Here is a 13,829-nt window from a genome sequence, read left to right as displayed (position 1 = left end):
TTCGCAGGTCGCCGCAAGGCCGGAAACAGTCAGTCCGGGTTTCCAACCAGAATAAAGGGCGCCCAATAGGCCGGGTGCGACCAGCGCGGATCGGCGGGGTGGTCGATCATGTCAAGGATGGCAAGTTGCTGGGCACGGGCGGCCCTGATCGCCGGATCGGCGGCGCGGTGGCGAAACAGGCCGGTCATCAGGGCAACGGCGGAATGGCTTTCAACCGGCCAGTGGCTGACCAGCAGGCCGCGCGCGCCTGCATAAAGGAAAGACTGCACCAACCCGGACAACGCCTCTCCTCGCGGCCCGGTGCCCGCGGCGGTATTGCAGGCCGACAAGACGACAAAGCGCGCGTTCAGATGCAGCTCGGCAATCTCTGATGCCTTGAGAAAACCGTCCTCTCCGCCGCCCGGTGTCAGGGCCAAGGCGGGTTCATCCAGCGCGCCCTGACCGGCATCATCGCCGGACATCAGGCCATGGGTCGCGAAATAGAGCAGGCCCACCCTCGACAGGTCGGCCTGCTTGACCGCCCGCTCTGACGCGGCGGCAGACAGGTGCAGCGCCTCTGGCCCGGCGCCCAGCGCGCGGGCAACCTCGCGCACCTCATCGGCGGTTTCAGGCAGGGGGGCAAGGCGGGTTCCTGCCGCAAGACCGCCAAACTCCGGGTCGGCAAAGGCGGCAAGCTGCAATGGCCCCTCTGCGGGCGCGGCGGCAGAGGGGCGCAGCGCCGAAATCGCAGGCAGCACGGAAATGGCATGGTGGCGCACCAGCCAGTCGGCGCGGGCTGGGTCCGTTACGGGGCTGGCTAGCAAAAGCTGCGGCGGCAGGGTCGCCATCACCCCGCGCAGATCCAGCAACAGATGCGCCTTGCCATGCGTCACTGCCTCCACCTGCCCCAGCGTCTGGGTATAAAGCCAATATGCGGCGGCAAAGTCGAAATCGGCGGTCTTCCCGGTCTCGCCCTCTTCTGCCGACAGGGCCGCCGCGCCGCGCAGGCCAAGCCGCAGGTCTATCCCGGTTCGCAGCGCCAGAACCGCCTGGTCCACTTCAGTGCCCTCGGCCTGAAAGGTGTGCCAGTCCAGCGCATCGCGGCTGATGGCCACCACAAGGCCCGCGTCAAACACCCCTTCGGGCGGGACAATCACCACCAACGCCTGATCGGCGGCCAACAGCGTGCGGATTTCCGCCAAAGGCAGCGGCAGCCGCCCGGTCGCGGCGGCAAGCGCCGGAAAATCGTGGTCGATCCGCGCAGTGGCGGCCTCTACCTGACCTTGCGCGTCACTGATCGCCTGCCGCAGCAGATCGGCGGCACCGGGCGCGCGGCCCTCAACCGGCAGGCCAACCAGCGCGACCATCTGGCTGCGAAGGCTGTCAAGCCTGCCCTTGGCATCCGTCAGATCGCGCAAAGCCCCGGCTCCGGCATCGCTGCCTGCGGCCAGCCGTTCCGCCAAAAGGCGCTGCGCCGCCCCTGCTCCGGCGCTTTGGCTGTCTTGCATCTGGCCCAGAATGGCATCAACCGCCTGATCGCGTGTGATCTGCCCGACCAGTTCCGCCTCATGCAGCACATAGGTCAACTGCGTCCGCGCACCCGGCACCCGGTTGGTGTGAACCTTGCCAATCTGCCCCATCGCCGCATCCGTCTGCCCGGCAGAAGCCAGCAATTGCGCCAGGTTCAACCGCGCACGCACCAGATCTTCGACATCGGGGCCATAAACTGGCTCCCAGACGGCAATGACACGGGACAAGAGCGCAATCGCCTCGGAGGCGCGCGGGGCACCCGGTTCGGTGCCCCCCAGAACGATCGACAGAGGAAAGGCCAGATCGCCCCATTGCGGCGCATCGGGGCCATAGACGCTTGCCACCTCGTCCATCAGTGGGGCGACCAGCGGCTCCACCTCGTCGCGCCGCCCGGCCTGAATCAACGCCTCGGCCAGTTGGCGCACAGCAGCCAGACGGGCGGGCATCAGGCGTGGGTGCTTGATGTCGGCGAACTGCTCGTCCATCGCCGCAATGGCCGCCTGATAAATCGCGATACCCCGATCCAGATCGCCGGTCCGCACGACAAAACCGGCCCAGCCAATCATGGCCATCGCACGCATCGCACGCGCTTCGGCATCATCACGCCCCACCAGACGGTCTGCCAGACGGGCATAGGCGGCATCGGCCAAAGACAGGTCATCCAGCGCGGCCGCCAGCGAGGCCTGCGTCAACCACAGCTCATCGCCCGCCGGGTCATCCGCCGCAAGCTGCCCCTCGGCCACGGCCAGCGCCTCTGACGTCAGGGCCAGCGCGGCGTCCAGATCACCCGCAACGCGCAAGGCCAGCGCGCGACTGGCGATCACCCGGTACAGCAGCGGGTCATTCGCAGGCAGCAACCGCCGCGCCTTGGCAAGCAGATGCGCGGATTGCTTGGCGCTTTCCATTGCCCGGCCCTGCAAGATGGCGGCCACCAGCAGGGGGCGTTCCAGCAAGAGCGCCTCTCGGCTGTCTGCGCCGAACTCTTGCACCACATCGACCATGGCCTTTTGCGCCTGCTGTTCGGCCAGGTCATAGCGCGCAGTGCCGCCAATCAGACTGTCCAGTACGCCCGCAATTTCCGCCACATCGACCGAAGTCAGCCGATCCCCGGCCCAGAGCGGCGCAGGAAGCAACAGGGTCAGGACCAAAATAGCGCCCGAAAACCGCATTGCCCGCAAAGATCGCCTCAAATGAATCGTGACGCCAAAGCGAACCTTTGCCAAACTGCGCATGTCTACCCGCGAAACAGATTTGCCCAAGGCTAGCAGGCACGACGGTCTTGGTGCATGACAAATCGTATTCAGCACGCATCCCTGCGGGTTGTTAGCGCTAACGCAATTTGATAGAACAGTGCCGAACCCGCCAGAGGAGGCCCCAATGCCGCTTCATCCCGTCATCGCCCGTGTGACCGACCGCATCCGCGAACGCTCGCATCCGACGCGCAGTGCCTATCTGGCGCGGATTGCGGCAGCCGGAACCGCAGGGCCGACGCGGGCGCATCTGGCCTGCGGCAATCAGGCCCATGCCTATGCCGCGATGGGGGCAGACAAAGATACGCTGGCCGCAGGGCGCGCGCCCAATATCGGCGTCGTCACCGCCTATAATGACATGCTGTCGGCCCACCAACCCTATGAGGATTATCCCCGCATCATCCGCGAGGCGGCGCGCAAGGCGGGTGCCACAGCGCAGGTCGCAGGCGGCGTGCCCGCGATGTGCGATGGCGTGACCCAAGGGCAACCGGGCATGGAGCTGTCGCTGTTTTCCCGCGACGTGATCGCGCTGGCGGCGGGCGTGGCGCTTAGCCACAACACCTTTGATGCCGCCCTTTATCTGGGCGTCTGCGACAAGATCGTGCCCGGCCTGATCATGGCCGCCGCCACCTTTGGCCATGTGCCTGCGGTCTTTGTTCCCGCAGGTCCGATGACCTCTGGCATCCCGAACGATCAAAAGGCCAAGGTCAGGAACGCCTATGCCGAGGGCAAGGCGACGCGCGCCGAACTGATGGCATCGGAAATGGCCAGCTATCACGGCCCCGGCACCTGCACCTTTTACGGCACGGCCAACACCAACCAGATGCTGATGGAGTTCATGGGCCTGCACCTGCCCGGCGCCAGCTTTGTCAACCCCGGCACGCCGCTGCGCGAGGCGCTGACGACGGCGGCAGTGGAGCGCGCCGCCACCATCACCGCCTTGGGCAATGATTTCCGCCCGGCAGGCGAAATTCTGGATGAACGCGCCTTTGTGAACGGCATCGTCGGGCTGATGGCCACGGGCGGATCGACCAACCTTGTCCTGCACCTGCCCGCCATGGCGCGCGCCGCCGGGGTGCTGCTGGACCTGGCCGATTTCGACGACCTGTCGCAGGCCGTGCCGCTGATGGCCAAGGTTTACCCCAATGGTCTGGCCGACGTGAACCACTTCCACGCCGCCGGGGGTCTGCAATTCCTGATCGGGCAGCTCTTGGATGCGGGCCTGCTGCATGCCGATGCCAAGACGGTGGCGGGCGACGGGATGGCGCATTACCGGCAGGAACCAACGCTGACCGAGGGGCGCCTGACCTGGGCCGATGGCCCCGCCGCCAGCCTGAACGACAAGATCGTCCGCCCCGCGACCGACCCGTTCCAGCCAACCGGGGGCTTGCGCCAACTGTCGGGCAACCTGGGGCGCGGGGTGATCAAGGTTTCCGCCGTCGCCCCCGAACGCCATGTGGTCGAGGCCCCGGTGCGGGTGTTTCACGATCAGGAATCGGTCAAGCTGGCCTTCAAGGCGGGCGAGTTCACCACGGACACCATCGTTGTCGTCCGCTTCCAAGGGCCGCAAGCCAATGGCATGCCGGAACTGCATTCGCTGACGCCGGTGCTGTCGGTCCTGCAAGACCGGGGGCTGAAGGTGGCGCTGGTCACCGATGGCCGCATGTCGGGGGCCAGCGGCAAAGTTCCGGCAGCCATCCATGTCAGCCCAGAGGCCGCAACCGGCGGCCCGCTTGCCCTGTTGCGTGATGGCGATGTGGTGCGGCTGGATGCGGTGGCAGGCACCCTGACCACCACCGCCGACCTGACCGCCCGCACCATGGTGCGCCCCGATCTGTCAGCCAACAGCCACGGCATCGGGCGCGAGCTGTTCGAATCCTTCCGCCGCAGCGTCGGCACCGCCGAAACCGGCGCCGCCGTGGTCGTGTAATTCCGGCCCGCGCGCCCGGCCCCAACCTTCGCCTCCGGCGGGAGTATTTTTGCCAAGAGGAAGCCCCTTTCACATTGGCCCAAATATCTCCGCCGGAGGCACCTGCCCTTTCAACCGCCCCGCCGTCTGGGCACAGGAGACCGCCATGACCCCCGCCGAACAATCACTGAAAGCCGCCGAGATCTGCCGTCTGGCCCCCGTGGTGCCGGTGCTGGTGATTGACGATCTGGCCCATGCCGCCCCCCTGGCGCGGGCGTTGGTGGCGGGCGGGCTGCCCGCGCTGGAGGTGACCTTGCGCACCTCTTGCGCGCTGGACGCCATTCGCGCCATGAGCGAGGTGCCCGGCGGCGTTGTCGGGGCGGGCACGCTGCTGACGCCTGCTGATGTCAAGGCGGCCAAGGCGGCGGGGGCCACCTTTGGCGTCTCGCCCGGTGCGACCGACCGCATCATCGCCGCTTGCGAGGATGAGGGTCTGCCGCTGTTGCCGGGTGCGGCCACCGCCAGCGAAATCATGGCGCTGCTGGAAAAGGGCTTTACCGTGCAAAAGTTCTTCCCGGCTGAACAGGCGGGCGGCGCGGCCTATCTGAAATCCATCGGCTCACCCATTCCACAGGTGAAATTCTGCCCCACAGGCGGTATTTCCCTGAAGATCGCACCGGATTATCTGGCGTTGAAGAACATCCTGTGCGTTGGCGGCAGTTGGGTTGCCCCCAAGGATGCGATGCTACGCGGCGATTGGGCCGCGATCACCAAACTGGCGGCAGAGGCAGCGGCCCTGCCGCGCGCCTGAAATCAGGGCCTAAAGCCCCACGCGCGCGGCGCGGCCCCCGCGCCGCCGCGGCGCATCGGGGGCGGTCAGCGCCGCCTCCAGCACGCCGTTCATCGGGTGGCCGGGGTTGCCCCCGGCATATTCCGCGATCAGGCTGCGCAGCGCATCGGGCGTATTGGCGCCCACCGGCAGGCTCAGCGCCCAGTCCATGAAGATCGACCGGCATTCACCCAGCGTGATCCCCTCAATCCGGTAGCTTTCCCGCACCAGCCCCTTGGGGTCAGCCTGCCGCAGATCCATCGCCCGTCTCCCCATGTGCATCCCCCAAATGGGCCGCGATCACCCTGTCCACAACCGCCGTCGCCTCTGCCAGCCGCGCGGTAAGGTCCGCCACCGTCGCTTCGCCCGCTTCGCGCAAAAGGAACGCCCGCGCCCCTTCACCCAAACTCGCCGGATCGACGATCCGGTCAGACAAAAGACGCGCACCAGCATGCAGCCGCCAATATAACCTGAAGGCAGACAGCACCGCCTGCGCGTCGGAATCCGACGCTTTCGCAGCCTTTACCCCCGCCTGAACCTGCCGTTCGATCTGTCGCGCCGGGCTGGCCGATTGCAAGGCCAGCACCTGCGCGAACAATTCCACATCCATCATCCGGCCCGCGCCGCGCTTGGCATCCCACGGGCCTTCCGCCGGTTTTGCCGCCGCCAGCCGCGCCCGCATATCGGCGACATCGGCCAGAACCGATGCCCCCTGCCCCTTCAGCCCGATCACCTCACGCCGCACCCCCTCAACCTCGGCGGCAAGGCTGGCATCACCCGCCAGCACCCGCGCGCGCGTCAATGCCAGATGCTCCCAAGTCCAGGCCTCGTCCATCTGATAGCTGCGCCAGCCCTCGACGCCCGTCGCCACCGGCCCCTGCCGCCCCGAGGGGCGCAACCGCATGTCCACCTCATAAAGCCGCCCCTCGGCGGTCTGGGCGGTCAGCGCGGTCACCATCGCCTGCGTCAGCCTGGCGAAATAGGGCTTGGTCGGCAGAGGCCTGCGCCCCTCTGACGCCTCGACCCCGGCCGCATCGTAAATGACGATCAAATCAAGGTCAGACGCCGCATTCAACCGCGCCGCACCAAGGCTGCCCATGCCCACCACCACCGCACCACGCCCCGGCTGGCGACCATGCCGCGCCTCGAAATCAGAGACGACCACAGGCCACAGCGCCGCAATCACAGCCTCGGCCAAATCGGCATAGAACTTGCCCGCCTCGAATCCGTCGATCAGGCCGCGCAGATGATGCACGCCGATGCGAAAGTGCCACTCCTTCATCCAGCGACGCGCCAGATTCAGGCGGCCCTCATAATCCGGCACCTCGGCCAGCCGCGCGGCCAGTTCGTCACGCAAAGCAGCCATGCCCGGCCAGGGTGCCCAGAAACTGCCGCCGATTACCGCATCCAGCACCCCTGAGTTGCGCGACAGATGCCGCGCCAGATCGGGGGCAGTTGCGGCAATGTCAATGATCAGATCGACCAGCGCCGAATTCGCCTCGAACAGCGAAAACACCTGCACGCCGGCGGGCAGCCCTTTCAAAAAGCCGTCCAGCGCCATCAGCGCCTCATCCGGGTTGGCGGCCCGGCCAAGGCGTTTCAGCAGGGCGGGCCGCAGGCGGCGAAAGATACCCTGCGCCCGGTCGCTGCGCAGGCAGGGATAGGCGTTCCAGCCCTGCACCACGGCCTTGGCATGATCGGACAGCTCTGGCCCTTCCTCGGCCTCACCGGGGGCAAAGAACCCTTCGGTCAGGCGGTTGGTGCGCGCCAGCCGGTCCAGATAGTCGCGGCGAAAGGCAGCGTCGTCCTGACCGCAAAAGGCGGCGATGCGGGCCACACCCTCCGCCGTGGCGGGCATCTCATGCGTCTGCGCATCATTCACCATCTGCAAGCGATGCTCGACCTCGCGGTGAGTGCGGTATAGGTCCGACAACTCCACCGCCACCTCTTCCGGTACCCAGCCCTGCCGGGCCAGCGCCTGCAGCCCGCCCAAAGTGGTACGGTCGCGCAGACTGGGGTCGCGCCCCCCGGCAATCAACTGCCGGGTCTGGGTGAAAAATTCGATCTCGCGGATGCCACCCTGCCCCAGCTTCAGATCATGCCCCTCCACCTCGACCCGCCCGTTCAGGCCCCGGTGGGCGCGGATGCGCAGGCGCATGTCATGGGCGTCCTGAATGGCGGCGAAATCCAGATGCTTGCGCCAGACAAAGGGCGTCAGCGTCTGCAAAAACCGCGCACCCGCCGCCAGATCGCCGCCACAGGGCCGCGCCTTGATATAGGCCGCGCGCTCCCACGTCCGCCCCTCGGCCTCATAATACCCATAGGCGGCGGCCATCGAGATGCAGACCGGCGTCACACTGGCATCGGGGCGCAACCGCAGGTCGGTGCGGAACACATAGCCGCCGCCCGTCACATCCGACAGCATCGCGGCCATCTTGCGGGTGACGCGGATAAAGGCCGCCCGCGCCTCTTGCCAATCCGCGCCATAGCGGTCCTGATCGAACAGGCAGATCAGGTCGATGTCCGAGGAATAGTTCAGCTCCCCCGCCCCCATCTTACCCATGGCCAGCGCGAACATCCCCGCCCCGCTGGCGGCATCGTCCTCGCCCTGCCCCGGCAACTTGCCACGCCGGATCTCCTCGGCCACCAACCGCGTGATCGCCAGATGCACCGCCCGGTCGGCCAGCCGGGTCAGGGCATCGGTTACCTGCATCACCGGCCAGACCCCGCCCAGATCGGCCAACCCGGTCAACAGCGCCGCGCGCCGCTTGGCCTGCCGCAACGCATCGCCCAGCTGATCGACCGCCACCTGATCCAAAGGCGCAAGAATGCCGCCAAACGCCGCCTCGGGCACATCGGCCAGCGCCCCGCGCAGCCAATCCCCCTCGCGCCGCATCAGGTCGCGCAGATAGGGCGAACAGCCCGCCGTCCCCTCGATCAGCGGGCGAAACTCGGGCGGCAGATCGGGCAGCCCGGCCCAGGCATCAGCGCCCTGCGCCGGATCGAACGGAATGGGATGACGGGTCAGGCGGGCGGCGAAATTCTGGCTCATGGACAGACAATCCCCGCCCCGCCCGGCAAGGTCAACGCCCCCCTTCGCATTTGCACCTTTCCAAATACTCCACGGGGGTGCGGGGGTGTGAAACCCCCGCCGCCGACGGTCAGGCCAAAAGCCAGCGGTCGTAATCCGACACCAGCAGATGCGTCGGCGCCTCATCTTCCTCGATCTCGGCAAAGCGCCCGATCGGCTCGCGGAAAATGTTGTCGGTCAGATCGTCGTTCACCGTCGAAACCTCACCGATCAGCACATCGCCGCCCTCGCCCCAAAAGGCGTGCCAATCGCCCGGCATCAGCGTGACGGATTCCCCCGGAGCCAGCCGCAGTTTTTCGCCGGGCTCATAAGGCCGGTCGATCCCGTCGCAGCGCACCAGGCCGCCGCGATCGGGCGCAAAGTTGCCCGCCTCGTCAGACCCGAACAGTTCGACCACCAGCGTCGCCCCACCCCGGTTGATGATGTCTTCGGCCTTCAGCGCATGGGTGTGCATCGGCGACAGTTGGTCCTGCCGGGAAATCAACAGCTTTTCGGCATAACACATGCCGCCACCGCGCTGCAGGTCGGCCAGTTGCCCGTTCCTCAGCGTGAACAGGAACAGGCCCAGTTCATCAAACCGCCCCTGCCCGTAATCGGTGATGTCCCAACCGCAGCGGCCCTCGATCACCCGGCCCGCCACGTCGCGGCGGGCGCGAAATTCGTCCGGCGACCAATGGGCAAAGGGCGGCAAGGCAAAGCCATGGTGGCGGATCATCTCATCCGCCGCCGCCATGATCTGGTTGATCCGAGAACGCTTCATTTCCCACCTCGTCCTGTTTGCGCTAACCTAAAGGCGAAGCCCCCGCCCGACAAGGAGAACGCGATGCTGGCCCAGATCCTGACCGCCGTGGTCGCGCTGATCCACCTTTATATCCTCTGGCTGGAAATGACGCAGTGGACGGCGCCGCGTGGCCGCAAGGTCTTTGGCACGACAGAGACGTTTGCGCAGGCGTCAAAGGTGCTGGCCGCCAATCAGGGGCTGTATAACGGGTTTCTCGCCGCCGCCCTGATCTGGGCACTGATTGCAGGGCTGCATGGCGCGGGCTGGCAGATGGCGGTTTACGGGCTGGCCTGCGTCATTGTTGCGGGCCTTTACGGCGCGGCCACCGTCTCGCGCCGCATCCTGTTCGTTCAGGCGGTTCCGGCGGGGCTGGCGCTTGCCGCCCTGCTGGCCGGGCTTTAGGCAACCCAGCCCAGGACAACCCGGTCCAGCGCCGCCCAGTCGGTGTATTCCTTGTCCTGCCCGGCCTGCACCGCCGGGTCTTTCACCGCCGCGATCCGCCGCATCGCCCAGGCGCGGAAATAGCCGTATTCACTGAACCGGAAGGCCCCGGCGACGTGTTCGATATAGCCCGGCGTCCAGCCGGTTTCGGCCAGAAACCGCTGCAGGCAATCGTTCAGGCCCTGCCAATCCTGCACGTCATCACCCGCCGCCGACAGCGATACCGCCAGAAACAGCGTGGGCATGGCATTCAGCGCCGCAGCATGCGCCTTGGCAAACCCTGCCAGCGCGGGTTGATAGCCGCCGGCATGCAGCGACCCGGCCAGCACAGCGCGGTCATAGCGGGACAGGTCCAGCCCCTCTGCCTCGGTCACATTCAGCAGTTCCACCCCAAGCCCGATGCCCGACAGCACCGTCATCACATGGCGTGCGATCTTGCGCGTCTGACCATCGGTCGTCGCGTAAAGAACCAGTATTCGCATGATCTTACCCCCGTTTCGTGGCCCAGTCGGCCACCGCCTGCCCAAAGGCCCGGAACAAGGGGCGCGAGACGGGATCGTTCGCGGCATTCCATTCCGGGTGCCACTGAACAGACAGGGTAAATCCGGGCGCGTCCTTGACATAGATCGCCTCGGGCGTGCCATCGGGGGCATGGCCGTCAATCACGATGCGCGCGCCGGGGCGGCAGATGCCCTGACCGTGCAGGGTGTTGGTCATCACCTCTGGCGTGCCCATCAGGCGGTGAAAAACGCCGTCGGGCGTAAAGCGCACCGCATGGCGCAGGGCGAATTGCTCCTCGATCGTGCCCTCGGGCGGCATCCGGTGGTTCTGCCGGCCCGGCAGATCACGGATTTCCGGGTGCAGCGTGCCACCCATCGCCACGTTCACCTCTTGAAAGCCGCGGCAGATGCCCAGAAAGGGCTGGCCGCTGTCCACACAGGCCCGAATAAGCGGAAGGGTGATGGCGTCGCGGTTGCGGTCGAATGCACCGTGGGCGGGGGTTTCCTCCTCGCCATATTCCGCAGGGTGGATGTTGGGCCGCCCGCCGGTCAGAAGAAACCCGTCACAGCGCGCCATCAGTTCGGGCACCGAAACAACACGCGGATCGGCGGGCACGATCAACGGCAGACAGCCCGCCGCCTCTGCGACGGCGGTCGAATTGATCAGACCGGCCGCATGAATCGCGTATTGGTCGTTCATAACGTGAGAGTTGCCGATGATGCCCACGACGGGGCGTAAAGTACCGTTCATGTCCACACCCTTTCCGAGAAAAAAGGATAGGCAGCGGGCTGGCAAAGGAAAAGGGGGTCATCACGCATTTGGCACTTGCCCTCCCGCAGGGGGAAGGTGGGAAAACGCACAGATCATTCAGGAGAACCGCATGAAAAAGATATTCTTGGCCCTTGGCCTTGCCGCCATCGCCGCCCTGCCCGTTCTGGCCCAGACCATGACCCAGACCATGGATCATTCCGGCCATATGGCGGCCGATGCCTCCCCCTCCACGGCGGCCTATCAGGCGGCGAATGCTGCGATGCATGAAGGGATGATGATCGACTATTCCGGCGATGCCGACATCGACTTTGTGCGCGGCATGATCCCGCATCATCAGGGCGCGGTCGCGATGGCAAGGATCGTGCTGGACCACGGCAAAGACCCAGAGGTCCGCGCCCTTGCCGAAGGTGTGATCAAGGCGCAAGAGGCCGAGATTGCCTGGATGCAGGATTGGCTGGCAAAAAACGGCGGCTGATGCCCCCCTCATCCTGACCCTCTCCCCAAGGGGAGAGGGTCAGGATGAGGGGTCAGGGCTGCTCAATCCCCTCTGGCACGGGCATCCGGCCCGCCGCCCGTTCGCGCATTGAGATGTAGAGCGCGCAGCCAATCAGGATGGCGACGCCGACAAAGGTCCACATATCGGGAAAATCGCGAAAGAAGACCCAGCCCATGATCACCGAGGTCACCATCTCGGTATAGGCTAGGGGTGCCAGCAGCGACGCCTCGGCATGGTCATAGGCCTTGACGATGAGGAGATGGCCAAAGGTGGCGATAAAGGCCAGCGCGACCAGCATTGCCCATTGCCCCGATGTTGGCGGATGCCACACAAACGGCACCGCCAGCGACAACAGCGCGCCGCCGATCAGGCTGGTCTGAAACGTGGTGACAACGGCAGGCGCGCGGCCCGCAATGGCGCGGGTCAGCACGAAATAGCAGGCCAGCAGCGTGCCCGCCGCCAGTGCCAGCAGGCTGCCGGGGTTCACCTCGACCACGCCGGGGCGAATGATGATCAACGTGCCCACAAACCCCACCGCCACCGCCGACCAGCGGCGCGGACCGACCCGTTCCTTCAGCACCAGCGCCGACAGCACGGTGACGATCAGCGGCTGCACGAAAAAGATCGCCAGCGCCGAGGCGATGGGCAGATAGGTCAGCGACAGGAAAAAGGTAAAGGTTGCCGCCGCCAGAAACGCCGCCCGCAGCGCGTGATAGGCGGGCCGGTCGGGCCACAGCGCGCCCCCGCCCCCCGCCCGCAGCGCCAAGGGCAGCGCCATGACCGCCCCCAGCGCCAGCCGCCCCCAGACGATCTGAAGGATCGGCAGACCGTCACGGCCCAGTTGCTTGGCGATCACATCGATACCCGGCAGAACCGTCATCGCCCCAAGCATCAGGAACACCCCGATCAGGGGCCGGTGCGCAGGCCCGGAGATGGGCAATGTCATGCCCCGCCAGCCCGCGCCACAACGCCCGCCGCCGCCGACAACGCCCCCGGCCCGTGCGGAATGCCAAGCGCGATCATCCCCGCCTCGATCACCGCCAGCGCGCCAAGCGTCATATGGGCATTCACATGCCCCATATGGGCCACCCGCAGATGGGCGTCGTAATCCGGGTCGCCCGGCTCGACCGAGCCGAGGCCGATGCCCAGCGTCACCCCCGCCTTCTGTTCGCACCAGCCGCGCAGACGGGTGGCCATCGGCTGCGGGCCGATGCGCGCCGCAGTGACGGCATGACTGCGATTGGCGGGGTCGGCCACCGACAGGCGGATTTCAGGGTTCCCCGCCCCCCAAGCGTCAAACGCCGCCCAGACCGCCCCGGCCAGCGCGCGGTGCCGCGCCCAGACGGCTGGTATGCCTTCCTCGTGCAGCATGGACAGCGCCTCGTGCAGTGCGAACAGGTGATGCGTGGGCGCCGTGCCATGCCAGTGCTGCCAGAAATCAGGGCCATCGGCGCGCGGCGTCCAATCCCAATAGGGGGTGCGCAGGTCGCCCGCCCGCCCCGCCGCGCGGGCCTTTTCGGAAAACCAAATAAACCCCATGCCCGGCGGCACCATCAGCCCCTTCTGGCTGGCGGCCAGCGTCACGTCGATGCCCCAGGCATCCATGTGATATTCGTCGCAGCCAAGGCTGGCGATGCAATCCACCACCAACAGCGCCGGATGCCCGGCCCGGTCCATCGCCGCCCGCAGCGCCGCAATATCGGTGCGGACCGAGCTGGCGGTATCAACATGGGTGGTCAGCACCGCACGGATGCTGCCCGCACAATCGGCCCGCAATGCCGCCTCAACCTGACTGAAATCGGCGGGCTGGCGGCCAAAATCCAGACAATCCACCTGCACACCCATGGCGCGCAAAGCGCCCATCCAGCCCAGCCCGAAATGCCCGGTGGACACCAAAAGCACCCGGTCACCGCGCGAAAACAGATTCGCGGTCGAAGCCTCCCACAAGGAATGGCCGTTGCCGATATAGGCCGCGACATTGGCGGTCGTGCCCGCAACTGCGCGCAGATCGGGCCACAGGCCCGCCACCATATCCACCAACGCCCCGGCATAGATGTTGGGCGACGGCCGCTGCATCGCCTGCAACACCCGGTCAGGCAGAACCGAGGGGCCGGGAATGGCAAGATAGGGGCGGCCGTTGGCAAGCGTCATCGTTAAATCCTTTCGCGCTGGCCAACGGCTATCGGGCAGCCCGGCCAAGGTCAATCAGCCGCCATGCTTGCGTGAACCGGGGTTAGCCGCTATCTCGCCC

General features: G+C 66.5%; 12 protein-coding genes. 4 read left to right on the top strand and 8 right to left on the bottom strand.

Features of this window, described 5'->3' with window-relative positions; genetic code table 11:
• Positions 1-29 precede the first annotated feature (29 nt).
• Positions 30-2,642: a CHAT domain-containing protein gene (locus JI744_RS06855; RefSeq protein ID WP_202658956.1), complete on the bottom strand. Its 2,613-nt coding sequence runs from the start codon at positions 2,640-2,642 to the stop codon at positions 30-32.
• Between the two features lie 244 nt (positions 2,643-2,886).
• Here JI744_RS06855 and edd point away from each other — a divergent pair, with 244 nt between their 5' ends.
• Both edd and eda read left to right on the top strand, forming a co-directional pair.
• The gene (edd, locus tag JI744_RS06850) at positions 2,887-4,689 is read left to right on the top strand and encodes a phosphogluconate dehydratase (RefSeq protein WP_202658955.1); all 1,803 of its coding nucleotides are present in this window, start codon (positions 2,887-2,889) and stop codon (positions 4,687-4,689) included.
• Between the two features lie 145 nt (positions 4,690-4,834).
• On the top strand, positions 4,835-5,479 hold the full coding sequence (gene eda, locus JI744_RS06845) for a bifunctional 4-hydroxy-2-oxoglutarate aldolase/2-dehydro-3-deoxy-phosphogluconate aldolase (RefSeq protein WP_202658954.1): 645 nt from the start codon (positions 4,835-4,837) through the stop codon (positions 5,477-5,479).
• Positions 5,480-5,488: 9 nt separating this feature from the next.
• Here the strand turns inward: eda and JI744_RS06840 are convergent, their stop codons facing one another.
• From JI744_RS06840 to JI744_RS06830, 3 genes are all read right to left on the bottom strand, one after another.
• Positions 5,489-5,758 (bottom strand): hypothetical protein, encoded by a 270-nt coding sequence (locus JI744_RS06840; protein WP_202658953.1) that lies wholly within the window; start codon positions 5,756-5,758, stop codon positions 5,489-5,491.
• Entirely contained in the window at positions 5,739-8,549 is a 2,811-nt protein-coding gene (locus JI744_RS06835; RefSeq protein ID WP_202658952.1) for a bifunctional [glutamine synthetase] adenylyltransferase/[glutamine synthetase]-adenylyl-L-tyrosine phosphorylase, read from the bottom strand. The genes JI744_RS06840 and JI744_RS06835 overlap by 20 nt, the downstream gene beginning before the upstream one ends.
• A 109-nt stretch (positions 8,550-8,658) precedes the next feature.
• Positions 8,659-9,348, bottom strand: a complete 690-nt coding sequence (locus JI744_RS06830; RefSeq protein WP_202658951.1) for a D-lyxose/D-mannose family sugar isomerase — start codon at positions 9,346-9,348, stop codon at positions 8,659-8,661.
• Positions 9,349-9,411: 63 nt separating this feature from the next.
• Between JI744_RS06830 and JI744_RS06825 the strand changes: the two genes are divergently transcribed.
• On the top strand, positions 9,412-9,771 hold the full coding sequence (locus JI744_RS06825; protein ID WP_202658950.1) for a DUF1304 domain-containing protein: 360 nt from the start codon (positions 9,412-9,414) through the stop codon (positions 9,769-9,771).
• Here the strand turns inward: JI744_RS06825 and JI744_RS06820 are convergent.
• On the bottom strand, positions 9,768-10,292 hold the full coding sequence (locus JI744_RS06820) for a flavodoxin domain-containing protein (RefSeq protein WP_202658949.1): 525 nt from the start codon (positions 10,290-10,292) through the stop codon (positions 9,768-9,770). The two genes, JI744_RS06825 and JI744_RS06820, sit on opposite strands and share 4 nt — an antisense overlap.
• Before the next feature lie 4 nt (positions 10,293-10,296).
• Entirely contained in the window at positions 10,297-11,061 is a 765-nt protein-coding gene (locus JI744_RS06815) for a gamma-glutamyl-gamma-aminobutyrate hydrolase family protein (RefSeq protein WP_202658948.1), read from the bottom strand.
• Positions 11,062-11,191: 130 nt separating this feature from the next.
• Between JI744_RS06815 and copM the strand changes: the two genes are divergently transcribed.
• Positions 11,192-11,557 carry a CopM family metallochaperone gene (copM, locus tag JI744_RS06810; protein WP_202658947.1) on the top strand — a complete coding sequence of 122 codons (366 nt, stop codon included), beginning with the start codon at positions 11,192-11,194 and terminating at the stop codon, positions 11,555-11,557.
• A 52-nt stretch (positions 11,558-11,609) separates the two neighbouring features.
• On the opposite strand, the gene JI744_RS06805 is transcribed toward copM, so the two are convergent.
• Positions 11,610-12,524 (bottom strand): DMT family transporter, encoded by a 915-nt coding sequence (locus JI744_RS06805; protein WP_202658946.1) that lies wholly within the window; start codon positions 12,522-12,524, stop codon positions 11,610-11,612.
• Positions 12,521-13,729, bottom strand: a complete 1,209-nt coding sequence (locus JI744_RS06800) for a pyridoxal-phosphate-dependent aminotransferase family protein (RefSeq protein WP_202658945.1) — start codon at positions 13,727-13,729, stop codon at positions 12,521-12,523. Before JI744_RS06800 ends, JI744_RS06805 begins: the two co-directional genes overlap by 4 nt.
• Positions 13,730-13,829: the final 100 nt, after the last annotated feature.

Source organism: Fuscibacter oryzae (assembly GCF_016765795.1).
Classification (GTDB): Bacteria; Pseudomonadota; Alphaproteobacteria; order Rhodobacterales; family Rhodobacteraceae; genus Fuscibacter; species Fuscibacter oryzae.
The sequence above is the reverse complement of the archived record's forward strand: the minus strand, read 5'-3'. Positions and strand labels throughout refer to the sequence as shown.